Source organism: Tahibacter soli (assembly GCF_025717065.2).
GTDB lineage: Bacteria > Pseudomonadota > Gammaproteobacteria > Xanthomonadales > Rhodanobacteraceae > Tahibacter > Tahibacter soli.
The window spans coordinates 448,771-473,855 of the sequence record NZ_JAOVZO020000020.1; the positions used below are offsets into that span (position 1 = coordinate 448,771).

Annotated in this window: 20 protein-coding genes; 8 read left to right on the forward strand and 12 right to left on the reverse strand. The window is 68.0% G+C overall.

The annotated features are described in order from the left end of the window. Positions 1-3: 3 nt before the first annotated feature. Both OD750_RS22985 and OD750_RS22990 read left to right on the forward strand, forming a co-directional pair. Positions 4-1,920 (forward strand): caspase family protein, encoded by a 1,917-nt coding sequence (locus tag OD750_RS22985; RefSeq protein WP_263540592.1) that lies wholly within the window; start codon positions 4-6, stop codon positions 1,918-1,920. A gap of 98 nt (positions 1,921-2,018) precedes the next feature. Beyond that, entirely contained in the window at positions 2,019-2,447 is a 429-nt protein-coding gene (locus OD750_RS22990) for a VOC family protein (RefSeq protein ID WP_263540593.1), read from the forward strand. On the opposite strand, the gene OD750_RS22995 is transcribed toward OD750_RS22990, so the two are convergent. The 8 genes from OD750_RS22995 to ffh all read right to left on the reverse strand — a co-directional run bounded on the left by OD750_RS22995 (position 2,437) and on the right by ffh (position 10,670). After that, positions 2,437-4,659, reverse strand: a complete 2,223-nt coding sequence (locus OD750_RS22995; protein ID WP_263540594.1) for a tetratricopeptide repeat protein — start codon at positions 4,657-4,659, stop codon at positions 2,437-2,439. The two genes, OD750_RS22990 and OD750_RS22995, sit on opposite strands and share 11 nt — an antisense overlap. Beyond that, positions 4,659-5,075: an RNA-binding S4 domain-containing protein gene (locus OD750_RS23000; RefSeq protein WP_263540595.1), complete on the reverse strand. Its 417-nt coding sequence runs from the start codon at positions 5,073-5,075 to the stop codon at positions 4,659-4,661. The genes OD750_RS22995 and OD750_RS23000 overlap by 1 nt, the downstream gene beginning before the upstream one ends. 69 nt (positions 5,076-5,144) lie before the next feature. Continuing rightward, positions 5,145-7,028: a molecular chaperone HtpG gene (gene htpG, locus OD750_RS23005; RefSeq protein WP_263540596.1), complete on the reverse strand. Its 1,884-nt coding sequence runs from the start codon at positions 7,026-7,028 to the stop codon at positions 5,145-5,147. Between the two features lie 130 nt (positions 7,029-7,158). Then, the gene (gene rplS / locus OD750_RS23010) at positions 7,159-7,527 is read right to left on the reverse strand and encodes a 50S ribosomal protein L19 (RefSeq protein WP_263540597.1); all 369 of its coding nucleotides are present in this window, start codon (positions 7,525-7,527) and stop codon (positions 7,159-7,161) included. A 19-nt stretch (positions 7,528-7,546) separates the two neighbouring features. Next, positions 7,547-8,317: a tRNA (guanosine(37)-N1)-methyltransferase TrmD gene (gene trmD, locus OD750_RS23015; RefSeq protein WP_263540598.1), complete on the reverse strand. Its 771-nt coding sequence runs from the start codon at positions 8,315-8,317 to the stop codon at positions 7,547-7,549. A gap of 17 nt (positions 8,318-8,334) precedes the next feature. After that, positions 8,335-8,853 (reverse strand): ribosome maturation factor RimM, encoded by a 519-nt coding sequence (gene rimM, locus OD750_RS23020; protein ID WP_263540599.1) that lies wholly within the window; start codon positions 8,851-8,853, stop codon positions 8,335-8,337. Between the two features lie 9 nt (positions 8,854-8,862). Continuing rightward, entirely contained in the window at positions 8,863-9,123 is a 261-nt protein-coding gene (gene rpsP / locus OD750_RS23025; protein ID WP_263540600.1) for a 30S ribosomal protein S16, read from the reverse strand. A 158-nt stretch (positions 9,124-9,281) separates the two neighbouring features. Then, on the reverse strand, positions 9,282-10,670 hold the full coding sequence (gene ffh, locus OD750_RS23030) for a signal recognition particle protein (protein ID WP_263540601.1): 1,389 nt from the start codon (positions 10,668-10,670) through the stop codon (positions 9,282-9,284). A 126-nt stretch (positions 10,671-10,796) separates the two neighbouring features. Between ffh and OD750_RS23035 the strand changes: the two genes are divergently transcribed. The 5 genes from OD750_RS23035 to OD750_RS23055 all read left to right on the forward strand — a co-directional run bounded on the left by OD750_RS23035 (position 10,797) and on the right by OD750_RS23055 (position 16,882). Next, positions 10,797-11,597 carry a cytochrome C assembly family protein gene (locus tag OD750_RS23035; RefSeq protein ID WP_263540602.1) on the forward strand — a complete coding sequence of 267 codons (801 nt, stop codon included), beginning with the start codon at positions 10,797-10,799 and terminating at the stop codon, positions 11,595-11,597. Positions 11,598-11,729: 132 nt separating this feature from the next. Further along, complete coding sequence (locus OD750_RS23040; RefSeq protein WP_263540603.1) at positions 11,730-12,098, forward strand: PilZ domain-containing protein; 369 nt, start codon at positions 11,730-11,732, stop codon at positions 12,096-12,098. Between the two features lie 128 nt (positions 12,099-12,226). Continuing rightward, positions 12,227-12,814: a GNAT family N-acetyltransferase gene (locus OD750_RS23045; RefSeq protein WP_263540604.1), complete on the forward strand. Its 588-nt coding sequence runs from the start codon at positions 12,227-12,229 to the stop codon at positions 12,812-12,814. Positions 12,815-12,877: 63 nt separating this feature from the next. Beyond that, positions 12,878-16,369: a transcription-repair coupling factor gene (gene mfd, locus OD750_RS23050; RefSeq protein ID WP_425508257.1), complete on the forward strand. Its 3,492-nt coding sequence runs from the start codon at positions 12,878-12,880 to the stop codon at positions 16,367-16,369. Positions 16,370-16,399: 30 nt separating this feature from the next. Further along, complete coding sequence (locus OD750_RS23055) at positions 16,400-16,882, forward strand: cupin domain-containing protein (RefSeq protein WP_263540605.1); 483 nt, start codon at positions 16,400-16,402, stop codon at positions 16,880-16,882. A 9-nt stretch (positions 16,883-16,891) separates the two neighbouring features. Here the strand turns inward: OD750_RS23055 and OD750_RS23060 are convergent, their stop codons facing one another. Continuing rightward, positions 16,892-18,364 (reverse strand): hypothetical protein, encoded by a 1,473-nt coding sequence (locus tag OD750_RS23060; RefSeq protein WP_263540606.1) that lies wholly within the window; start codon positions 18,362-18,364, stop codon positions 16,892-16,894. A gap of 256 nt (positions 18,365-18,620) precedes the next feature. After that, complete coding sequence (locus OD750_RS23065; RefSeq protein WP_263540607.1) at positions 18,621-20,087, reverse strand: hypothetical protein; 1,467 nt, start codon at positions 20,085-20,087, stop codon at positions 18,621-18,623. 299 nt (positions 20,088-20,386) lie between these two features. Here OD750_RS23065 and OD750_RS23070 point away from each other — a divergent pair, with 299 nt between their 5' ends. Then, a complete protein-coding gene (locus OD750_RS23070) occupies positions 20,387-22,060 on the forward strand; it encodes an endonuclease (RefSeq protein ID WP_263540608.1) in 1,674 nt (557 codons plus the stop codon). A gap of 50 nt (positions 22,061-22,110) precedes the next feature. On the opposite strand, the gene OD750_RS23075 is transcribed toward OD750_RS23070, so the two are convergent. Together OD750_RS23075 and OD750_RS23080 are read right to left on the reverse strand one after the other, a co-directional pair. Continuing rightward, positions 22,111-22,449, reverse strand: coding sequence for a lipid-A-disaccharide synthase N-terminal domain-containing protein (locus tag OD750_RS23075; protein WP_263540609.1), 339 nt, complete (start codon positions 22,447-22,449; stop codon positions 22,111-22,113). 510 nt (positions 22,450-22,959) lie between these two features. Next, a complete protein-coding gene (locus OD750_RS23080; protein WP_263540610.1) occupies positions 22,960-24,909 on the reverse strand; it encodes an RICIN domain-containing protein in 1,950 nt (649 codons plus the stop codon). Positions 24,910-25,085 lie beyond the last annotated feature (176 nt).

A 25,085-nucleotide genomic window follows, 5' to 3' on the forward strand; every position in this document is an offset into this window, starting at 1 on the left:
GCCATGATGCGCATTCTCGCGACCGCGTTACTCGTGTTCCTGGCCGGCTGCGCGACGCAGCCGGCCGGCGGCGGACGGCTCGACGCCTACGACGTCGTCGACTGCGAACTGCCCGGCGCGGTCATCCGCATCGGCCGCGAATACGCAACCACCGGCCGCGCGCGCGCGCTGCGCACGAGCGCGCACGACTGCGCGTTGCGCGGCGGCTACTACGAAGAAGCCAATCGCGCGAACTACGAGACCGCGCTGCGCGTGTGGCTGCCGCCGGCCGAAGACGGCGACGCGCAGGCGCAGTTCTTCGTCGGGCAGATCTACGAGAAAGGCCTTGGCCGCCAGCCCGACGGCGCGAAGGCCGCGAGCTGGTACGAGCGCGCGGCGGCGCAGGACTACAAAGCGGCGCAGGCGGCGCTCGCGATGCTGACCGAACGCGGCTACGGCGCGAAACCGGCCGATCCGGCGGCGGCGCTCGCGCTGTATCGCAAGGCGGGCGGACTCGAGCAGCCGCTGGTCTACGCGAGCGAAGTGGAACGGCGCGAGCGCGAAATCGCGCGGCTGCGCGCCGAACTCGAACAGGCGCGCGACGAGTTGCGTCGCGAACGCGAACGATTGCAGCTGCAGCATCGCTCGTTCGATCGTCGTATCGAGACGCTGCAGGGCGAGCTCGACGCCGCGCGTGCGCGCTCGGACGCCGCCGCGGTGGCCGCCGCGCAAGCCGCGCTCGACGCGAACGCGGCGCAGCGCGACGCGAGCGCGCAGGAACTCGCCGCGAATCAGGCGCAGCTCGAACGCTACGCGCTCGGCATCGACAATCTCGCGGCGGCGACGCCGCCGGTTGCCGAAGGCGCGCAGCCGAGCATCGAGCTCGTCGAGCCCGCGCCGATCGCGGTGCGCGGCCTGATGACGGTTCGCGTGCGCGGCGACGACGCACACCAGACGATCGTCGCGCGCATCCGCGCGTCGTCGCCGATCGCGTCGGCGACGATCAACGCGACGCCCGTCGCCGCCGACGCCGACGGCTACGTGCGGCTCGATCTCGCGCTGACCGGGCCGACGACGCCCGTCGAGATCGTCGTGGTCGACAAGAACGGCCGCAACGGCAGGATGCCGTTTCTCGTGCTGCGCGAAAACGCGCTGCCGCAGGCGACGCAGGCGTCCGATGCGGCGAAGAAGCCCGGCCGCTACTTCGCGCTGGTGATCGGCAACGCCGCCTACCGGCACTGGGACTCTCTGGCGACGCCGCACGAGGACGCCACGCGCGTAGCGACGGTGCTGCGCGAACGCTACGGTTTCGACGTGACCCTGCTCAAAGACGCGACGCGCGCCGACACGCTGCGCGCATTGTCCGCGTTGCGCGAAAAGCTCGGCGACAACGACAACCTGCTCGTCTACTACTCCGGCCACGGCACGTGGGACAAGGCGAACCTGCAGGCGTACTGGGTGCCCGTGGACGGCGAAAAGGATTCGATCGCCAACCACATCTCGTCGAGCGACATCACCGACCAGATCGGCGTGATGCGCGCGACGCAGGTGCTCGTCGTCGCCGACGCGTGCTACGCGGGCGTCATGGTGCGCTCGGTCGCCGATTCGCTGACCGGGCCGCCGGCGAACGCGCGCACGCAGTGGCTCAAGCAGCGCGCGGGGGTAACGAGCCGCAAGGTGATGAGCTCGGGCAATATCCGCGAAGTGCTCGACGGCGGCGCGGGGCGGCATTCGATCTTCGCCGCGGCGTTCATCGCGGCGCTGGAGAAGCGCGGCGAGCCGTTCGAGGCGCAGGAGATCTACCGCGAAATCGCACCGCGCGTCGAAGACGCCGCGCGCGGATTCGGCGAGCAGCAGGAGCCGCAATACGGACAGCTGCGGCACGCGGGGCACGTCGGCGGCGATTTTCTGTTCGTGCCGAAGGGTGCGCGCGGGCCGTAGGCGCGAGCGACCGGACGCGACCGGTGCGTTCAGGCGGGCGCGGGTCGCGAGCGATTACAGTCGCTTGCGATCCACGCAACGCGCCGGAGGAAACGCACATGGAAACGCACGAACTGCATCGCGGGCGGCTGATCGATCACGTCCAGCTCGTCGTCGCCGATCTGCCCGCTTCGCAAAAATTCTACACCGCCATTTTTGCAGTCCTGGACATTCCGATCGGCGGCAAGGGCGGCGACTTCTTCTGGGCCGACGAGTTGTTCGTCTCGACGCCCGGCAGCAAAGCCGCCCAGGGCCAGCTGACCGGCCGGCACCATCTGGCGTTCCAGGCGAAGGACCGCGCAACGGTCGACGCGTTCCACCGGGCCGCGCTCGCCAACGGCGGCGAGGACAACGGCTCGCCCGGCGAGCGCGCGTACCACCCGGGCTACTACGCCGCGTTCGTGCTCGACCCGGACGGCAACAACATCGAAGCGGTGTACCACGGCGAGGCGAAACGCAGCGCGCCGTCGGTGCGCATCACGTTCTGAGCGGCGCTCGCGTCGCTTCGAGCAGGAACGATTCGAGCGCTTTCACGGCGTCGGGCGCCGCGAACAGCCGCTGTGCGCGCTCGCGCAGCGTCGCGCGCAACGCATCGCGCCGCGCCGCGTCGGCCAGCAGCGTCGTGGCGAGCGTCACGTAGTGATCGTCGTCGCGCGCGATCGTCGCGTCGACACCGAGCATCCGCAGCATGCCCGCCGTCTGCCGGCCGCGCGCAAAGCGTCCGTCGTAGCAGACGACCGGCGCCGCCATCGCGAGCGCGTCGAGGCTCGTGCCGCCGCCGGAAAAGCCCGGCGTGTCGAGCACGAGGTCGGCGCGCGCGACGCCGCCGAGAAACTCGGCGTACGGCCGCGGCGATTCGATGACCAGATGTCGTGCGGGATCGAGCCCGTGCGCGCGCAGCACCGGCTCGATGCGTGCGCGGAAACGGCGCGCGAGCGCCTCGCCGCGATGGAACACGACGAGCCTGCCGTCGCTCGCGGCGAGCACGCGCGCGAGCGTCGCGTCGAACGCCGGCGGGAGCTTCGTGAGATTCTGCAAGCACGCAACGAGCGGTCGCGCGCCGTCGCGCAGCGCGTCGAACCACGCGCCGTCGCCGGGCGCGACCGGCGCGCGCGGCGCGCAGCCGAGGCCCGGCAATCGCACGAGTCGTTCGCGGTAGTGCGCCTCGCCGCCGGGCGGTTCGAGCGCATCGGCGCTCAAGTAGTAGTCGACGCTCGCGAGCCCGGTCGTCGCGGGATGGCCGTAGGCCGCGCATTGCACCGGCGCGAGCCGCATCGCCGCGAGCACCGCTTGGCGCACGTCCATGCCGACGTCGAGATAGATCAGCACGTCGAGCTGCGCGGTGCGGATGCGCTCGGCCAGCGCCGGCAGCTCCGCCGGCGGCGCTTCGCTGTGATCGGCGGACGCGACGATCGCGGCGAGCCTGTCGTCCGGCGTCGCGCCGGTGTACCAGACGTGGCGTTCGAATCGCGCCGGATCGAGTTCGCGTATCCAGCCGCCGAAATACCGTTCGACGACGTGCGCATGCAGATACGCGCTGACGAAGCCGACGCGCACGCGCCCTTCGCGCACACGCGGTTCGATCGGCATCGCGAGCGTCGGATGCGCCAGGCGCACGACGCGCTCGACGAGATCGCCGTAGCGCGCGAGCGTCGCCGTGTGATCGCCGGGCAGGTACGCGAGCTGGAACAGGCCGACCGCTTCGGCCGCTTCGAACCAGCCTGCCGCGTCGGCGGCGTCGGCGCGATCGAGTTCGGCGTGCAGCGCATCGAGATTTGCCGCGACGCGCGCGACCGCCGCATTCGCTTCGGCGTAGTCGTGCGGCAGCCACGGCAAGGCGAGCGCCGCGTTCCAACGCGCGCGCGTCCACGCCGGCGCGAGTTCGCACGCGCGGCGCAGCGCGTCGGCGGCCGCCGCGCGGTCGCCGGTCTCGTCGCACGCGAGGCCGAACTGCAGATGGTTCGCGGCGACGTCGGGCGCGAGTTCGCAGGCGCGTCGCAGCGCGCCGACAGCCGCGTCGGCGTCGTTCGCCATGCGCGCGGCGGCGCCGAGCGTTTCCCACCACGCGGCGTTGTCAGGGTCCGCGCGCGTCGCGGTTTCGGCAAGCGCGCGCGCATCGGCGTAGCGCTGCTGGTCGACACGCAGCATCGCGAGGTTGCCGTTCGCGGCGGCGTCCCGTGGACTCGCCGCATGCGCGCGGTACAGAAACTTTTCGGCTTCGTCGAGTCGGCCGAGGCGGCGCAGCAGATTGCCGAGATTCGTCAGCGTGTTCGCGGCGTTCGGCTGCGTCGCGAGCGCCTGGCGATACGCGCGCTCGGCCGCCGCGGCGTCGCCGCGCTGCTCGTGCAGCAGGCCGAGGTTGTACGCAGCCGTCGAATATTCCGGGCGTATTTTAATGGCTTGCGCAAATGCCTCGGCGGCCGCGTCGAATTCGCCGTGCGCGCGCAGGGCGAGCGCGAGGTTGTTGAGCATTTCCGCGGCGCGCGGGCGCAGTTCGACGGCGCGGCGATAGTGGCGTATCGCCTTGTCGACCTTGCCCTGCTGATACGCGACGATGCCGAGCAGATGCCACGCGTCGGCGTTCGCGGCGTCGAGCTTCGTCACGCGCTGGTAGTGGCTTTCGGCGAGGCCCAGCTCGCCGGCCTGGTGATGCTTCTGGCCTTTCGCGAACAGCGCGAGCGCTTGCGGGTTCGCGGACATCAGAGCGAATCGATGTCGCCGAGCGCCTTGATCAGGCGGCGCGCGCGCTTGTCCGGCTTCGTCGGCGGCCTGGCGTAGCCGGTCGCTTCGAGACGGCGCTGCTCGGCGGCCTGCGCGCGCGCCTGCCGGCTCGCGTCGCTTTCGCGATACAGCGCCTGCGCGACCGGCGCGGGACCGCGCAGTTCGGCGAGACCCAGCACGGCGACTTCGAAACGTTCCTCGCCGCGCGAAATGTGCAATACGTCGCCGACGCGCACGGCCTTGCCGGGTTTGCACGGCTGCGCGTTGACGTCGATCTTGCCGCCGTCGATCGCGTGCTTGGCGAGCGTGCGCGTCTTGAAGAAGCGCGCGGCCCAGAGCCAGACGTCGAGGCGAACTGCGTCGAGGGCGGGTTTTTCAGGGACTGCGTGGGTCATGGGCGAATGATGACGCTTGTGCTTTGGCTCGTCACCCCGGCCTGCGCCGGGATGACGAGCCAAAGAGAATCAACCCACCAGCGCATTCATCCGCCGCACGAACGCCGCCGGATCGTCCAGGCGCGCGCCTTCGAGCAACTGCGCCTGTTCGAACAGCAGGAGGCCGAGGTCGCCCGCACGCGCCGCGTCGGCTTCGCTCTCGATGCGCCTGACCAGCGGATGCTGCGGATTGATCTCGAGAATCGGCTTGGACGCGGGAACGTCCTGCCCCGCCTCGCGCATCAGCCGCTGCAGGTGCAGCGCCATGTCGTATTCGTCGAGCACGAGGCACGACGGCGAGTCGGTCAGGCGCTGGCCCACGCGCACGTCGCGCACGCGCTCGCCGAGCAGTTCCTTGAGCTTGGCGACCAGCGGCTCGGCCGCCTTGTTCGCCGCTTCGCGCGCTTCCTTGTCGGCCGCGCCGCCGAGCGCGTCGAGGTCGAGTTCGCCCTTCGCGGCGTTGCGCAGCTTCTTGCCCGCGTATTCGTGCAGGTAGCCGAGCATCCATTCGTCGATGCGGTCGAACATCAGCAGCACTTCGACGCCGCGCGCGCGCAGCGCTTCGATCTGCGGACTGCCGGCCGCCGCGGCGTAGCCGTCGGCGCTGACGTAGTAGATGGCGTCCTGGCCCACGGCCATGCGGCCGATGTAGTCGTCGAGCGACACCGTGCGGCCGGCGCCGTCGGACTTCGTCGACGCGAAGCGCAGGAGCTTGGCGATGCGCTCGCGGTTCGCGGTGTCCTCGGCGATGCCTTCCTTGAGCACGTTGCCGAAGTTGTCGACGAACGCCTGGAACTTTTCCTTGTCGTCGTTCGCGAGCTTTTCGAGCAGGTCGAGGCTGCGCTTGACGCAGGCCGAACGGATCTGCTGCACCAGGCGATTGTCCTGCAGAATTTCGCGGCTGACGTTCAACGGCAGGTCGTCGGAGTCGACGACGCCGCGCATGAAGCGCAGGTACGACGGCAGCAGCTGTTCGCTCGCGTCCATGATGAACACGCGGCGGATGTAGAGCTTCAGGCCCTTGCGCTCGTCGCGACCGCTCCACATCGCGTCGAACGGCGGCTTGGACGGCAGGAACAACAGCAGCGTATAGCTCTGGCTGCCTTCGACGCGATTGTGCGTCCAGCTCGCCGCGTCGTTGTAGTCGTGCGCGAGCGATTTGTAGAAACCCTGGTAGTCGTCGTCTTTCAGTTCCGACTTCGGCCGCGTCCACAGCGCCGCCGCGTGGTTGACGGTTTCCCATTCGCCGCCCGGCTTGCCGTCTTCCGCTTCCTTCGGCATGCGGATCGGGAACGCGATGTGGTCGGAGTATTTGCCGATTAGCGAGCGCAGCTGCCACGCGTTCAGGAATTCGCTTTCCTCTTCCTTCAGGTGCAGCGTGACGCTGGTGCCGCGCGGCAGGTCGGCCGCGTCGGCGATCGTGTATTCGCCGGTGCCATCCGATTCCCAGCGCACGCCGGCGTCGGCGGCCGAGCCGGCGCGGCGCGTCGTCAGCGTCACCTTGTCGGCGACGATGAACGCGGAATAGAAGCCCACGCCGAACTGGCCGATCAGCTGCGTGTCCTTGCGCGCGTCGCCGGACAGCGCTTCGAGAAACTTGCGCGTGCCCGAGCGTGCGATCGTGCCGATGTTCTCGATGACTTCGTCGCGACTCATGCCGACGCCGTTGTCGCGCAGGGTGAGCGTGCGCGCGTCGGCGTCGATGCTGATTTCGATGCGCAGTTCGGCGTCGCCCTCGACGAGCGATGGATTCGCCAGCGCTTCGAAGCGCAGCTTGTCGCAGGCGTCGGAGGCGTTGGAAACGAGCTCGCGCAGGAAGATTTCCTTGTGCGAGTACAGCGAATGCGTCACCAGGTGCAGCACCTGGGCGACTTCGGCTTCGAACTTGCGCGTCTGCGCTGCGGTTTCGGTCATGGTCGATGCCCTCGGCAAGTGTTGTGAACGGTCCTGTTCATGCGGGCCGCCGGTTGCGCTTTCAACGCGGCGTCCGCAACGCAAAACGGCCGCCTCGCGGCAGCCGTTTTGGAAAACGCTGAAAAGTCGATTAGTCGGCCGACTTGGCGCTCTTCGACAGATCTTCCTGGATGCGCGCCTTCTTGCCTTCCAGGCCGCGCAGGTAGTACAGCTTCGCGCCGCGCACCTTGCCGCGACGCTTGACCGACACGGAGTCGATCACCGGGCTGTGCGTCTGGAACACGCGCTCGACGCCCGTGCCGTGCGAAATCTTGCGCACCGTGAAGGCCGAATTCAGGCCGGCGTTCTTGCGCGCGATGCAAACACCTTCATACGCCTGCACGCGCTCGCGGTTGCCTTCCTTGACCTTGACGTTGACGACGACCGTATCGCCCGGGCCGAAATCCGGCAGGCTGCGCTTGATCTGGGCGGCTTCGAACTGTTGAAGGAGGTTGCTCATGACACTCACCACTCGTTGATTATGCTTCCGGCTTGTCGCCGGCCCTTGCCGCGAGCCATTCGCGGCGGAATTCTTCCAACAGCGTTCGCGCTTGACTGCCGAGCTCGCGCCTCGCGAGGAGGTCGGGCCGGCGCAACCAGGTGCGCCCCAGCGACTGCTTCAGACGCCAGCGCCGGATCATCGCATGGTTGCCCGATTGCAACACGTCCGGTACCGCGCCGAGTTCGTCGACCATCGGCCTCGCGTAGTGCGGGCAATCGAGCAGACCGTCCGAAAACGAATCCTGCTCTGCCGAAGCCGCGTCGTTCAGCGCGCCGTCCTGCAGCCGCCCGATCGCATCGATCAGCACCGCCGCGCCGAGCTCGCCCCCTGACAGCACGTAGTCGCCGATGGAGATTTCTTCATCGACTTCCGCCGCGATCAGGCGTTCGTCCACGCCTTCGTAGCGCCCGCACAGAAGAATCAGATGATCCTCCCGCGCGAGTTCGGCCACCTTGGCCTGCGTGAGCCGCGATCCCTGCGGACTCAGATAAATCGTTCGGCTCTTCGAGCCCGATCCCGCCTTGCGCGCCGCGACGATCGCCTCGCGCGTCGGTGCGATCAGCATCACCATGCCGGGCCCGCCGCCGCAGGTGCGGCCGTCCACGGTACGGTAGCTGTCGGTCGCGAAATCGCGCGGATTCCAGGCGGTGACCGACAGCAGTTCGCGTTCCTGCGCGCGTCCGACGACGCCGACCGCCGCGCAGGAGCGCACGAAATCGGGAAACAGCGTGATGACGTCGATGCGCATCGCGCCGCCTGCCTTCGCTAAAACTCCGGATCCCAGTCGACGACGATGCGGTTCGCATCGAAATCGACCTCGCGTACGTATTGGTCCACGACGAACGGGATCAGCCGTTCGCGTTCGCCGTCGCGCGCGACGAGCACGTCGTTGGCGCCGGTCGAGAACAGGTGCGAGACGCGGCCCAGGGGCACGCCGTCGACCGTGAACACGTCCAGCCCTTCCAGATCGGTCCAGTAGAACTCGCCGGGTTTCGCTTTCGGCAGCGCCGAACGCGACACCCAGATTTCCGTTCCGATCAATGCCGCGGCCTGGTCGCGGTCGCCGTGGCCGGGCAGTTCGGCAATCATGCCCTTGCCCTGCTCGCGCCCGCGGCAGTCGCGGATTTCAGTCTCTTTCCCCGACGAAGACTTCAAGATCCATGGCTGGTACTTGAAGATCTGCATGCGGGGATCGGTCCAGGATTCGATCTTGACCGCGCCCTGGACCCCGTGCACGCCGACGATCCTGCCTACGAGGATGCGCCGGTCGCCACTCGCCGTCATGCCGACGCCTTAGGCGGCGGCAGCGGCGCGCTTGGCGGCCTGCTTGATCAGCGAACGCACCTTCTCGGTCGGCTGCGCGCCCTTGGAGATCCATTCCTGCGCACGCGCGACGTTCAGTTCCAGAGGAACTTCCTTGCCGGCGGCGATCGGATTGAAGAAACCCAGGCGCTCGATGCTGCGGCCGTCACGCGCATAGCGCTCGTCGGCAACCACGATGTGATAGAACGGACGCCCCTTGGCGCCGCCGCGGGACAGGCGAATCTTGACCATTGGTCACTTCTCTTCAGGTGATCGGGCCGTCAGGCGGACGCATGCAGCCCCGGGAAACGCGGCATTGTAGGGAAGGTCGGCACGCGCTGCAAGCGCAAATGCCGAAAAATCCATCTCCCGCCAAGCGCTTGCCGTGTCGCGCCCGGCTTCCTTCGTACTCAGCGCATCATGCCGCCGCCGGGAAAACCGCCCCCGCCGCCCATGTTGCGCATCGCGCCCTTCATCTGGCGCATGAGGCCCTTGACGCCGCCGCCGGCGAGCTTGGACATCATCTTTTCCATCTGCTGGTACTGCTTGAGCAGCTTGTTGATGTCGGCCGGCTGCATGCCCGAGCCGCGCGCGATGCGCTGCTTGCGCGAGCCGTTGAGCAGGTCCGGATGGCGGCGTTCTTTTTTGGTCATCGAATTGATGATCGCGATCATGCGGTGCACTTCGCGGTCGTTGGCCTTCGACTTGACGTGCTCGGGCAGCGCGCCGACGCCCGGCAGCTTGTCCATCAGCGACGCGAGGCCGCCCATGTTGAGCATCTGCTGCAGCTGTTCGCGCATGTCGTTGAGGTCGAAGCGCTTGCCCTTCATCACCTTTTCGGCGAGTTTCTGGGCTTTCTCCTGGTCGACCTTCTGTTCGACCTGCTCGACCAGCGACAGCACGTCGCCCATGCCGAGGATGCGCTGCGCGACGCGGTCGGGGTGGAACGGTTCGAGCGCGTCGGTCTTCTCGCCCGCGCCGATGAACTTGATCGGACGGCCGGTGACGTAGCGCACCGACAGCGCGGCGCCGCCGCGCGCGTCGCCGTCGGTCTTGGTCAGCACGACGCCGGTCAGCGGCAGCGCTTCGGCGAACGCCTTGGCGGTGTTCGCGGCGTCCTGGCCGGTCATCGAGTCGACGACGAACAGCGTTTCGATCGGCGTGAGCGCCGCGTGCAGCGCCTTGATCTCGGCCATCATGTCGGCGTCGACGTGCAGGCGGCCGGCGGTGTCGACGATCAGCACGTCGGCGAAGTTCTTCTTCGCCGCGTCGAGCGCGCCGCGCGCGATGGCGACCGGATCCTGGCTGCCTTCGCTAGGGTGGAACAGCACCTCGACCTGCTCGGCGAGCACGCGCAGCTGTTCGATCGCGGCGGGACGGTACACGTCGGCCGACACGACCATCACTTTTTTCTTCTTGCGTTCTTTCAGGAAGCGCGCGAGCTTCGCCGCGGTGGTGGTCTTGCCGGCGCCCTGCAGGCCCGCCATCAGCACGACGGCCGGCGGCTGCGCGGCCAGGTTGAGGTCGGTGTTGACCGTGCCCATGACCGCGGTCAGCTCGTCGCGCACGACCTTGATCAGCGACTGGCCGGGCGTGAGGCTCTTGAGCACGTCCTGTCCGACCGCGCGCACCTTGATGCGCTCGATCAGCGCCTGCACGACCGGCAGCGCCACGTCGGCCTCGAGCAGCGCGATGCGCACTTCGCGCAGGGATTCGCGGATGTTTTCCTCGGTCAGGCGCGCGCGACCGCGCAGGCGCTCGATGGTGGACGACAGTCGCTGGCTCAGGGACTCGAACATGGACGCGTATCGCAGGGAAACAAAAGGACGGCGAGTATAGCAGCCGCTGCCGACGAATCCGTCCGGGCGCCCGAAGCTAACGCTTCTCACTAACATCGGTCGCGGGCTCTATGCCACACTCGACGCATGCCGATTTCCGTTCTTTCCGCGCTCGCCGTCGCTCTGTACATCGCCGCGGCGCTGGCGCTCGCGCTGCCGCTCGTCAATCGCGCGTCGCTGCCGCGCGGGGCCAGCCTCGGCGTCGCCGGCATCGGCGTGATCGCGCACGGCGCCGTCGTGTTCGGCGCGCACAGCGGCGGACTCGACCTGCACTTCTTCGCGGCGCTGTCGGTCGTGGCATTGCTCACCGCCGCGATGACGCTCGTCGTGAACGCCGCGCGGCCGGTCGCCGGCCTCGGCGTCATCGTGTTTCCGCTCGCCGCGGTGCTGCTCGGCATCGATACGTGGCTCGCGCCGCCGACGCATCCGGCCGACCGCGACTGGCAGATCCAGCTGCACGTGATCGTCGCGCTGCTCGGTTATGCCGTACTGAGCCTGTCGGCGCTGCTGGGCCTCCTGCTCGCGGCGCAGGATCGCGCGCTGCGCAATCACCGGCTGTCGGCCGGCCTCGTGCGCGTGCTGCCGCCGCTGACCCTGACCGAAGCGCTGATGTTCCGTCTCGTCGGCGCCGGCTTCGTGCTCCTGACGCTGACGCTCGTGACCGGCGTGCTGTTCGTCGACAATCTCTTCGCGCAGCACCTCGTCCACAAGACGGTGCTGTCGATCGTCGCGTGGTTCGTGTTCGGCGCGCTCCTGTTCGGCCGCTGGCGCTTCGGCTGGCGCGGCCGCCGCGCGGTGCGGCTGCTGCTGATCGGCATGGTCGTGCTGCTGCTCGCGTTCTTCGGCAGCAAATTCGTACTCGAACTCCTGTTGCGCCGCACGCCATAGCCTCCGCTGCAAAAACCGGCACTCGTTCACACTCGCGACGCTGCGCGCCCCTTGCCGGGGCGTCGGTCAGGGGGCAGAATCCTTCGTCAGCGGGGGAACTTACGTGCTTGATCTCAGCCTGATTCGCAATCCATGAAGCCCGACCCCAGCGCCGCCGAACGACGCCGCTTCCAGCGATTCAACTTCGAAGGCACGGTGCGCCTGTATTCGGGCACGGCGATGTGGGAAACCAAGCTCGTCGATGTCTCGCTCAAGGGCGTGCTGATCGAGCGGCCGGTCGACTGGAACGGCAAGGCCGGCGGCGGCTATCGCATGGATCTGCGCATCAACAACAGCGTGATCATCAGCATGGGCGTGACGTGCGCGCACATCATGCCGCACCGCCTCGGCTTTCGCTGGGACAAGATCGACCTCGACAGCTTCGCGCAGTTGAAGCGCCTGGTGGAGCTGAATCTGGGCGATCCGGCGCTGCTCAATCGCGAGCTTTCGTCGCTGGGCTGAGCCAGGCGCCGCCTTGTTGACACCGGAGGTCAGCCGGTATTCAGTCCCGCGGCCGATTTAGATGGCCTGCTCCATTGTCGCGGCGTATGTTGCAGTGCATGAAAAACGCTGCCGAACGAACCGCCGAGATGCGTATTTATCGCTCCCGTATCCGTCCGCCCGAACGCCTGCGTTACCGCGCCGCGAACGACGCGCCGACTGCGCTCGGCGAAGAGGTTCGCACGCGCGACGGACGCGTCCTGCGCCTGCGCGCGATCCATCCGGACGACGTTGTTGCGCTGCAGCGCGGATTTTCGCGACTGAGCCCCGAGGAAATCCGCATGCGCTTCCTGCACATGCTGACCGAACTGCCCGACGCGCTCGCCACGCGCCTGTGCAACCTCGATCCCGACCAGGAAATCGCGTTCGTGCTGGCCGATCCGCCGGGCACGCCCGATCCGGAGATTCACGCGGTCGCGCGCGCCTATATCGATCCGACCACCGACAGCGCCGAGTACGCGCTGGTCGTGCAGAAGGCGCTGACCGGCCAGGGCCTCGGCCTCCTCCTGATGCGCCGCCTGATCGACGCCTGCCGCGCGCGCGGCGTGCACGAGATCTGGGGCGACGTGCTGACGGAAAACCACGCGATGCTGCGGTTGTGCGACCGCCTGCGCTTCAAGCGCGACTCGGTGTTCCACGATCCGACGCTGACGCGGGTCAGATTGGCCCTCGGCTGACCGATCGGCCCGGTCGCGCTGCGCGCGGCCGGGCCGATCGGAGTAGACTGCGCGGTTCCCTCGGTGCCCGTCGGGCGCCGGGCCGACCCGATTCGCAGCCGTGATGACCCCGACCCTGCTCTCCCCGTTCTTCCCACGTCGCCCAAGGTTCGCCGTTATTGGGAGACGCCGCACGGCTCCGCGCTGGCGCTCGCGCTCGCCGAAACCGGCCGCGCGCACGCCGGACTCGTCGTCGCCGTCGCGCGCGACACGCATTCGGCGCACGCGCTCGAAACCGAGCTGGCCGTGTTCGCCGGCGACTCCGTGGAAGTCTTGCATTTTCCCGATTGGGAAACGCTGCCGTACGACCTGTTCGCGCCGCATCCGGAAATCGTCTCGCAGCGCGTCGCGACGCTGTACCGCCTGCCGACGACGCGGCGCGGCGTACTGATCGTGCCGGTCGGCACGCTGATGCAGCGCCTGGCGCCGCAGAGCTACATCGGCGGCACGAGCCTTGCGCTCGCGACCGGCCAGAAGCTCGACCTCGCCGCCGAGCAGCGCCGCCTGGAAGCGGCCGGCTACCGCAACGTGCCGCAGGTGCTCGAACCGGGCGACTTCGCCGTGCGCGGCGCGCTGATCGACATCTTTCCGATGGGCGCCGCCGAACCGTATCGCGTCGAACTCTTCGACGAGGAAATCGACTCGATCCGCAGCTTCGATCCGGAAACGCAGCGCTCGGCGCAGAAAGTGGACGCCGTGCGCCTCCTGCCCGCGCGCGAGTTTCCGCTGACCGACGAATCGGCGAAGGCGTTCCGCACGCGCCTGCGCGAACGTTTTCCGATCGACATCCGGCGCTGCCCGATCTACCAGGACCTGAAGGAAGGCGCGACGCCGGCCGGCATCGAGTACTACCTGCCGCTCTTCTTCCAGGGCACCGCGACGCTGTTCGACTATCTCGCCGACAGCGCGCTGTTCGTGCTCGCCGACGGCGCGCTCGACGCGGCCGAGCAGTTCTGGAAGCAGGCCGCCGACCGCTACGACCAGCGCGCGCACGACATCGAACGGCCGATCCTGCCGCCGCTGGAGCTGTACCTGTCGCCCGAGCAGCTGCGCGAGCGCCTGAACCGCGAACTGCGCGTCGACGTCGTACCGAAGGGTACGAATGAACATGTGGTCTCGCTCGGCACGCAGCCGGCCCCGTCGCTGCCGATCAGCCGCAAGGGCGAGGAAACCGGCGCGGAGCTCGCGCGCTTCGTCGCGGCGTACCCCGGCCGCGTGATGATCGCGACCGACTCGGCCGGCCGCCGCGAGGCGATGATCGAACAGATCGCCGTCGCGGGCCTGAAGCCTGCGACGGTCGGCGACTGGACCGAGTTCGCGCAGGGTTCGGCGCGCTTCGCGATCGGCGTCGCGACACTCGACGCCGGATTCGCGCTGACCGCGGCCGGCATCACGCTGCTGACCGAGCGCGAACTGCTCGGCGAACGCGTGCAGCAGCAGCGCCGACGCAAGCGCGCCGCGCGCGATCCCGAAACGATCATCCGCGACCTGACCGAGCTCGCGCTCGGCGCGCCGATCGTGCACATGGATCACGGCGTCGGCCGCTACCAGGGCCTGATCAAGCTCGACGTCGGCGGCGCCGCGAACGAGTTTCTCGCGATCGAATACGCCAAGGGCGACAAGCTCTACGTGCCGGTCGCGCAGCTGCATCTCGTGTCGCGCTATTCCGGCGCGTCGCCGGAACTGGCGCCGCTGCATTCGCTCGGCGGCGACGCGTGGGAACGCGCCAAGCGCAAGGCCGCCGAAAAGGTGCGCGACGTCGCGGCCGAGCTGCTCGCGATCTACGCGCAGCGCGAAGCGCGCCAGGGCGTCGCGGTGCCGGTCGACCGCCAGATGTACGAGCAGTTCGCCGCGGCGTTTCCGTTCGAGGAAACGCCGGACCAGCTCGGCGCGATCGACGCCGTGATCGCCGACATTGAATCGGGCAAGCCGATGGACCGCGTCGTCTGCGGCGACGTCGGCTTCGGCAAGACCGAAGTCGCGCTGCGCGCCGCGTTCGTCACCGCCACCGCCGGCAAACAGGTGGCCGTGCTCGTGCCGACGACGCTGCTGGCGCAGCAGCATTACCAGAACTTCCGCGACCGCTACGCCGACTGGCCGATCAAGGTCGACGTGCTTTCGCGCTTCAAGTCGAAGAAGGAAGTCGAAGAGGCCATGCGCAGGCTCGCCGACGGCCGCATCGACGTGATCATCGGCACGCACCGGCTGCTGCAGCAGGACGTGAAGTTCAAGGATCTGGGCCTCGTCATCGTCGACGAGGAACACCGTTTCGGCGTGCGGCAGAAGGAACAACTGAAAAAACTGCGCGCCGAAGTCGACATCCTCACGCTGACCGCGACGCCGATCCCGCGCACGCTGAACATGGCGATGTCGGGCACGCGCGACCTGTCGATCATCGCGACGCCGCCGGCGCACCGCCTCGCGGTGAAGACGTTCATCAGCCAGTGGGATCCGGCGCTGCTGCGCGAGGCGTTCCAGCGCGAGCTGCAGCGCGGCGGCCAGGTGTACTTTTTGCACAACGAAGTCGACACGATCGAGAAGACCGGTCGCGAACTCGCCGAACTCGTGCCCGAGGCGCGCATCCGCATCGCGCACGGCCAGATGCCGGAGAAGGAGCTCGAGCAGGTGATGCTCGACTTCCACCGCCAGCGCTTCAACGTGCTCTTGTGCACGACGATCATCGAATCGGGCATCGACATCCCGACCGCGAACACCATCATCGTCAACCGCGCCGACCGCTTCGGCCTGGCACAGCTGCATCAGCTGCGCGGCCGCGTCGGCCGTTCGCACCATCGCGCCTACGCGTACCTCGTGCTGCCCGACCGGCGCTCGATCACCGCCGACGCCGAAAAGCGCCTCGAAGCACTCGCATCGATGGAAGAACTCGGCGCCGGTTTCACGCTCGCGACGCACGACCTGGAAATCCGCGGCGCCGGCGAACTGCTCGGCGAAGAACAGAGCGGCCAGATCCAGGAGGTCGGCTTCTCGATGTACACCGAGCTCCTCGAGCGCGCCGTGCGGGCGCTCAAGAGCGGCAAGGTGCCCGACTTCGATCTCGTCAGCGAACACGAGGCCGAGGTCGAGCTGCATCTGGCCGCGCTGATTCCCGACGACTACCTGCCCGACGTGCACACGCGCCTGACGCTGTACAAGCGCATCGCGAGCGCGCGCGACGCCGAGCGCCTGCGCGAACTGCAGGTGGAAATGGTCGATCGCTTCGGCCTGCTCCCCGAACCGGTCAAGAACCTGTTCGCGGTGACCGAACTCAAACTCGCCGCGACCGACCTCGGCATCCGCAAGATCGATCTCGGCGCGCACGGCGGACGCGTGGTGTTCACCTCGTCGCCGAACGTCGAGCCCGCGACGATCATCAAGCTGCTGCAGATGCTGCCGCGCGTCTACGCGCTCGACGGCCCGGACAAGCTCAAGGTCCGCCTGGAAATGCCCGGCACCGCCGAGCGCCTGCGCAGCGCGCAGGAACTCATCGTCGCGCTCGGCCGCCGCAAGGCCGCGTAAGAAAAAACAAGAAACCACCGGTACACAACGATGCATACCCGAGCCGAAGAACTGATCCGCGCGCTGCACCTCGAACCGCACATCGAAGGCGGCCACTATCGCCGCATCTACGAATCGGCCACGCGCGTGGCCTACGGCGACGCGGCGCAGCGCGCGGTCGCGACGTCGATTTACTTCCTGCTCGCGGCGGGCGACCTGAGCCGCTGGCACCGTCTCGACACCGACGAGGTGTGGCACTTCTACGAAGGCCAGCCGCTCGAACACCTGCGCTTCGATCCGGTCGAGGGTGTGCTGACGCGGCACGTGCTAGGTCCGGCGTCGCGCGAGTCCGCGCCGGTCTGCGTCGTCCCGGCCGGCATGTGGCAGTGCGCGAGGCCGCTCGGCGCGTATACGCTCGTCGGCTGCACCGTCGCGCCAGGCTACGAATTCCGCGGCTTCGCGCTGCTCGACCAGGCGCCGGACGTGGCGAAGCGGCTCAGCCTGATCGACGAGGCGCTGCTCGATCTCGCCTGAGACGCGGCATCACAGCGACGTCAGCACGTTGCCGTTCGCGTCGAGCCACTGGATCGTGAAGCCGCGAATCGCGCCGCCGCTCGCCGGCGCCGCCGACGCGAGGAACACCGGAATCACGAGATAGCCCGTGCGATGGTTGGGCACGCGATCCTGCGCGAACGGGTTGGCGCAGTAGGCGTTCTCGGGCGTCAGGGCCGCGCTCTGCGGATCGAGCGGACACGGATAGCGCGACGCGTAGCTCACCGGCGGATGCGCAAGGCCGGGCTTGAACGGCAGCGGCGGACCGAAGCCGCCGAACAGCGTGAAGCGCACTTCGAGATCGAGCACCGCTGCATCGTCGACCGTCAGCACGACGTCGTACCACGTATACGGCAGCAGCGGATTGCGCAGCTGCGTCTCGCACTCGATGCGCGCGTCGCGCCCGTACAGCTCGACCCAGATCTGCCCGCCCTCGCTGGTGTCGGGCGGACAGTTCGCGCGCGCGGCGAAGCCGACGTTCGCCTTCGCGAAGAAAATGCCGATGCCGTCGACCGGTCCGGCCGAGATGCCGTCCGAGGCGCCCTGCGCGTGGCCGTACAGCACGATCGGGATATGGCTGACGTTCGAGTCGTCGTCGAACAGGTCGCCGGTATAGAAAGAGAACTTCGCGCGCATTTTCGCCGCGTTCGCCGGCCGCGGCGTCGAGTTCGACTGCAGGTAGCCGTACAGCGGATCGCGTTCGGTGCCCTTGAGCGCCTCGCGCGATTTCGGCGGTCGCACGTTTTGTATCGGAATCGTCGTCGGCGCCGCATCGGTGACCGCGATGCCGTTGTAGCGGCCGTCGAATCGCGCCTGCACGGTGTCGTTGACGTAGCCGTCGAACACGTAGCCGGCGATGCCGTCGAACGTCCAGCCGGCGTCGACGAGCGCGTCCTTCGCGGCGATGCTGATCGTGTAGCGGTGCTCGCGGTTGCAGTCGCGTCCGGTCGAGCGGCAGTCCGACAGCCGGTACAGCGCCGTCGCGCCGGGCGGCGGCTGTTTGAAGATGTAGCCTTCGACGCGTTCGAACACGTAGCCGCTCGCGATCGCGGCGTTCGCCTCGACGGCGCTCGCGGTATAGAAGTGTTCGGTTTCCGGCGCGCCCTTGTACAGACGATAGAACGGCAGCGACGACGGCGGCTGCGCGCAGGCGAACGCCATCGGCATCGGAAAGCCCATGTCGGGATTCGACGTGCCCGGCAGCGGCGGCTGGCCGCCCGGGCCGGGCAAGTCCGGCGGCGAGCACGGCAGCCAGCCGACGACGCCGCGGCGCACGGCGCCGTCGATGTTCGCCGAGTCGTCGCTCTGCTTGAGGTCGGTCGTCAGGAACGTGTCGCTCTCGGGCACGCCGGGCGCGGTCTCGCCGGCATAGTGCGTTTCGATGAGCTGCACGAGATCGTACGCGTGCGCGCCCGGCGAGCCGAACAGCAGTGCGGCGACTGCGGCGATGCTGCGAGGTTTCATGCGTACCTCCGTCGACATGGAACGACCGTCGGACCGACCGGCCCGCGCACCATAGCGGCGAAAAGCTGAAGAAACCCGTAACTAATTTTCAACTAATCGTTAAAGGATACATCAGAACAATCGCGGCTCGCCGCGCCTCGGCGTGCCGATGCCGGGCTGATCCTTGCATCGCTGCGAATGCCGCGACCTTGCGTCGCCCGGCGGCTCGGCGCCGGCGTTCCTTCCCGGCCCGAAGGCCGGGAAGGAACGGGTCGGATTACAGCGAGGTCAGCACGTTGTCGCTCGCATCGAGCCACTGGATCGTGAAGTTCGTGATGGTGCCGCCGGTCGCCGGCGTCGCCGACGCTTCGAACACGGGAATCACGAGATAGCCCGTGCGCTGGTTCGGCATGCGATCCTGCGCGAACGGATTGGCGCAGTGCGCGTTCGCGGCCGTCAGCGTCACCGCCGTCGGATACAGCGGGCACGGATAGCGCGAGGCGTAGCTCACCGGCGGATGCACATGGCCGGTCTTGAACGGCAGTCGCGGGCCGGTGCCGCCGGCGCTGCTGAAACGCACTTCCAGATCGAGCACCGCGTTGTCGTCGACCGTCAGCACGAGGTCGTACCAGGTGCTCGCGGCGAGCGGCGTGTCGAGATTCGTTTCGCATTCGACCCGCGCGCGCGCGCCGTACAGCTCGACCCAGATCTGGCCGCCGGCGACCGGCGTTCCGGGGCAGGACGTGCTCCACGTCGAACTCGCCTTGGCGAAGAAGATGCCGATACCGTCGACCGGCGCCGCCGAAATGCCGTCCGTCGCCGCCTGCGCATGGCCGTAGAGCACGATCGGGATATGGTTGATGTTCGACGACGCGCCGAACAGGTCGCCGGTATAGAACGAGAACTTCGCGCGCATCTTCGCGGCGCCGGCCGGCCGCGGCGTCGAGTTCGACTGCCGGTAGCCGTGCAGCGGATTGCGCTCGGTGCCCTTCACCACCAGCGGCGACTTCGTCGGCGTGACGTTCTGTATCGCGACCGCGGTCGGCGAAACGCTGTTGACGGTGATGCCGTTGTAGGTGCCGTTGAATTTCGCCGGCACCGTGTCGTTCGCGTAGCTGTCGTAGACGTAGCCGGCGATGCCCGCATAGCCCCAGCCGTCGGCGATCAGCTGGTCGCGCGCGTACGAGCTGATCGTGTAGCGATGCTCGAAGTCGCAGCCGCCGGCGACCGGCCAGCACTTCGCGAGCTGATACAGCGCCGTCGAGCCGATCGGCGGCGTCTGGAAGATATAGCCTTCGACGCGCTCGAACACGTAGCCGTTCGCAATGGCGCTGTTCGCTTCGGCGACGCTGCGCGTATAGAAATGATCCGTATCGGGCGCCCCCTTGTACAGACGATAGAACGGGTGCGAGAGAGGCGGCTTCGCGCACGTGAAGTTCATCGGCGTGCCCGCATCGAATCCCATGTTGGGATTCGACGTTCCGGGCAGCGGCGACTCGCCGTTGGGCCCGAGCGTCGTCGGCGGCGCGCACGGCAGCCACGCCGCGACGCCGCGCCGAACTCCGCCGTGGATGTCGACGGCGGCGGTGTCCTGGCCGATGTCGGTCGTCAGGAACGTGTCGCGCGACACGGGATTGTGCGATTCGAACAATTGCACGAGATCGAGGTTGATCGCGTGCGCCGTGCCGGTCGCACAGAGCGCGACCAGTGCCGCGGCGATGCCTCGCTTGATGCCAATTGCCATTTCCGGTTCTCCATCGGTAGAAACGCGATTACCCGAAGCGCCGCGCAAGCGGCAACCGCCGACCCGCGCGCCACGACGACTTCTTCCAAAATTGAATTTCAACAACTTTTTCAAATTTAAGTCCGCTCACAACTAGTACATACCGGAAAAGAGCGAAAAAGTTGATCACGCGCGCCGCGGTCGCCGACATTGATCCGCGTCACGGAATACGCCGCGGCAATCGTCATCATCCGCACACATTCGCGCACGACACTGCGCGGTCCAGCGGCCGGGGGGCCGTTCACACGGGAGAGGGAGAGATGTCGCATCGTGCATTTGTGCGGCTTGCCGCACTGTTTTCACTGTTCGCCGCGCCGGCGTTCGCCGACGTGTTCGTCAACGAAATCCACTACGACAACGACGGCACCGACGCGAACGAACGCGTCGAAATCGCCGCGCCGGCCGGCACTTCGCTCGCCGGCTGGAAGCTCGCGCTGTACAACGGCGGCGATGGCAAGGTGTACGCGACGATCAATCTCGCCGGCACCGTGCCGAGCCAGTGCGGCGGCCACGGCACGCTCGCGTTCAACGCGGCCGGCCTGCAGAACGGCTCGCCCGACGGCCTCGCGCTCGTCGACGCCGCCGGCGCCGTCGTGCAGTTCCTGAGCTACGAGGGCGCGTTCACGGCGAGTGACGGCCCGGCCGCCGGCCGCGTCGCGAGCGACATCGGCCGCAGCGAAGGCACGGACGTCACGGCGTCGCAGTCGTTGCAGCTGCGCGGCACCGGCACGCGCTATGCCGATTTCGCCTGGGCGACCGCGTCGGCGGCCTCGTTCGGCGCGTGCAACAGCGGCCAGACGTTCACCGGCGGCGGCGGCGGCGGTTCGACGGCGCTGCAGAGCGGCGTGCCGGTGGCCGGCATCGGCGGCGCGACCGGCACCGAAAAGCGCTACACGATCGCGGTGCCCGCGAGCGCGAGCAGCCTCGCCGTCGTCACGAGCGGCGGCAGCGGCGACGCCGATCTCTACGTCCGGTTCGGCGCGGCGCCGACGACGTCGAGCTACGACTGCCGCTCGAACCGTTCCGGCAACGCCGAGAACTGCACCGTCGCGACACCGGCCGCCGGCACGTGGCATGTGCTGGTGCGCATGTACGCGACCGCGGCGAACGTCACGCTGACGGCGACGGTGTCGATGTCCGGCGGCGGCGGCGACGATCCGTACTACGACGGCGTCGACACGACGAGCGCGGCGCGGCTGCGCAGCACGCTGCACGCGATCATCGCGCACAGCGTGAAGATTCCGTACACCGCGAGCGCGACCGACGTGTGGAACGTGCTCGACGACGCGGACGAAGATCCGCTCGTACCGGGCAATATTCTCGACATTTACAAAAACGCGAGCTACGCGAAAGCCGCGGCCGGCAACGACTTCTACAACCGCGAGCACACGTGGCCGAAGTCGCTCGGCTTTCCGGACGACGGCGACGCGAACTATCCGCACACGGACACGCATATGCTGATGGCGTCGGACATCGCCTACAACGAGGCGCGCGGCAACCTGCCGTTCGGCACCTGCACGTCGGGCTCCACGCTGTACGCGACGCTCGCGTATTTCGGCCAGGGCGGCAGCGGCCACGGCAACTACCGCTGCAACGGTTACTGGCAGGTGTGGGACGGCATGAAGGGCAACGTCGCGCGCGCGATGCTGTACATGGACGTGCGCTACGACGGCGGCACGCATCCCGGCACCGGCACGCCCGAGCCCGACCTGCGCCTCACCGACAGCCTGTCGCTGATCGCGCAGACGAGCGGCAACGCGTCGGTCGCGTACATGGGCCTGTTGTCGACGATCCTCGCCTGGCATCGCGACGATCCGGTCGACGCGCGCGAACGCCTGCGCAACGACATCGTCGAGAGCTACCAGGGCAACCGCAATCCGTTCGTCGATCACCCGGAATGGGCGGCGTGCATCTTCCAGAACGTCTGCAACTGAACCGCCGCTCCCCCGGGGATCGCCCCGGGGAGCGCGTTTTGCGAGGCGCGCTACGCCGCCGGCGTCTGCCGCGCGGCGGCTTCCTCGGCGGCGCGTTCCTTGCGGTGCCGCATTTCCACGATGATGTTGTAGACCGCGACGAACGCCGGAAACGCGTTCTGCAGGATGCCGACCGAATCGTTCTTGCCCCAGATGAAATACGACAGCGTCAGGAGGCTGCCGACGATCGAGAGCCACCAGAACGCCATCGGCAGATGCGTGCGCCGCTTTCTCTTCGTCGCCCACGCCTGCACGAACCAGCGCGCGGTGAACAGCAGCGTGCCGAGGTAGCCGATCAGCTTCCACGGCGTGATCACGATGTGATCGAAATCGAACAGAGCCTGGTCCATTGCCTTGCGCCGACGCCAAAAACGACCGGCGATTATACCCGCGGGCATTAAAGCCCGCTTAAGACGCGACCGCGGTCACAGCGCGGCGCGGCCGTCGTTGACAACCATGGACCCCGCACTTACGGTCGGCTCTCGCGCCGGCGGCCGGGGGCCTGCCGGCACATCGCGGGCGACCGCACTTTGTACATTGCGCACCACTTTCGTAACGCTCATGGCACGGAGGCCGTGATGCGCCCGCCCGCGCAGCGCATGCGCGACGGGCGCCGCGTCGTGCGGTCGGGTCCGCGCGGCGGGCCGCGTGCCGCGGAAACGGCGCGGCGGCCGGGAAGGTCGGTTCCCGTCGGACGGCGCGCGGGCTCGCACACGCGCCGTGACACGCGGGTGATCCCGGAGGACGGATGCCTTGGGGAAGGCGTCCTTCGTGCGGAACGTCGCGCTTTGCGTCCCGGCGCAATCGCCACGGCCCGTGCCGCGCGCCGCTCCGGCGGGCAACCGACGAGCCGCCCGCGCCTAGCGGCTCCGGCGCGCCGCGGCCCGCTTCGCGGGCGTCTTCTTCGCGACGGTTTTCTTTGCGGCCACTTTCTTTGCGGCCACTTTCTTTGCGACCGCTTTCTTCGCGGCCGGCTTTTTCGCGACCTTCTTCGCGGCCACTTTTTTCGTTGTAGATTTCTTCGCGGCGGCCTTCTTCGCAGCCGCCTTCTTCACGGCCCCGCGCCGCTTCGCCGCCGGCAGCGCCGGATAGCCGCCCAGGCGCTCGTAGCGCCACGTCAGCGTCACGCCTTCGACGCCGCCGGGCCGCGCCGACGCCTTCACGCCGACCAGCGTCGGCTCGAGATCGGCCGGCACGTCGGCGCTCCAGTTCGGTGCGCTGATGTCGTCGCCGGCGCCGGCGCGGCGGCCGAAATTCGTCTCGAAGCGGATCGACATCAGGCGATGGTCGGCCGTGCCGTATACCGACACGATGCGCTCCTTGTCCTTGAGTTCGATTTCGCTCGGCGTGCCGGCCGTGCTGCCGACCGACTGCCACACGCCGTTCGACTTGATCGCGATGCCGGTCAGCGCGCCGCCGCCGTAGACGCGCACGCCCTGAATCGCGGCGTTGCGGTCGGCGAGCGTCCGGCTCGCTTCGAGATCGGACCCGAACGCGCCGGCCTCGACGAAGATATTTTCGCGCGGCGCCGGCGGCCGCTCGGCCCCGTACGAATTCCACAGCAGCGTCGGCGCGAACAGCGCGTCGAGTTCGGCGTCGAACAGCGCCTGCGCCGTGCGCTTCGCGGTCGCGACGAGATCGTTCGCCACGCGGTCGACCGTGCGCTGGTCGGTGTCGATGTCGAGCCGGCGGCGATAGTCGGCGCCGCTGTGCGCGTCGACCACGCGTATCCAGTACGAGCTCGTGTGATGGCTGTGGTCGACGCGCGCGCGCTGGTCCACTTTCGCCATGCGCCGGTCGAAGATGCCCTGGCGATAGGCGCGCGCCGCCGCGGCGTATTCGGCGACCGCCTCGCTCAGCCAGCGCCGGTGCGACGCTGCGTTCCTGTCGGCCTCGTCGGAGATCGTCGCGAACGCCGTCGTCATCTCGTGCAGCATGCCGATCTTGAGCGTGCCCATCGCGATGAGGTAGGCGAGCGTCTTTTCGGCCTTGTCGGCCTTGAAGAACGCGCGGTCGACCTGGTTGATCGCCGCATAGGCCGAGTTGAAGAACCCGAGCTTCTCGGCGCTCGGCACCATGTCGGACATGTCGGAGAGATTCTTGCGTGCCCCGTCGAGCGCGACGCCGAGGTCCTCCAGGCGCTTGGCGGTCAACTTTTCGTCGACGTAGCGCTCGACGTAATACGTCATCTGGTCCCAGAACATCTGCTGCGACTGGTCGGGCCAGAACGCGCCGGCGATGAATTTGAACGCGCCGCCGGCCTTCGGAATCAGGCCGATCGCGCCGAGGCCGATGTCGCGCAGCATGTCGGTGGGCTTCTTGAACGTCGGCAGCGCCGCGGGCTTGACGTCGCGCGTCGCGAGCACGAGGCGGAACTGGTATTCGTGCGCGTCGGCCTTGCCGGGCTTGTCGCGCTGCACGAGTTCGGCGCCGCCGTCGCTCGAGCCGTTCTTCACGGCAACGAACTTGCCGCTGTGCGTCGCCTCGATGAACACGCAGCCCTCGCCCGCGTCGAGCAGACGAAACTGCTGGTTCGGCCCGCTGTGCCACGACACCTGGATCACCTTCGCGCCGTCGTCCTTGGAAATGCCGTAGACATCGAACACGTGCTGCGACGCTTCGCAGCGGATCGCATACATGCCGTCGCGGGTCGGATTGAACTTGAAGCGCTGATGCGGCTTGTTCGCCTGCGCGGCGTTCTGGCGGATCGGCGCGTCGAGCGCCGTCGACGCATCCTTCACTTCGAGCACCAGCTTGCTGTGGCGCGGAACGATGTAGTAGTGCGCGTCCGTATCCGGTTTCACCGACATGGCCCTGGCTCCGTTGGCTGCGGCAAGCCCCGCATGCCGAAGGCTGCGCAAAAACGCATCCGCTCCTATCACACTTGTTGAGCAACAGGCGTCCTGCCTGTTGCTCAATCGAACGGCGCAAGCAAAGCTTGCGCACCTTCTCCGAGAATCAATCGCTTGCGCGATCGATTCTCGAG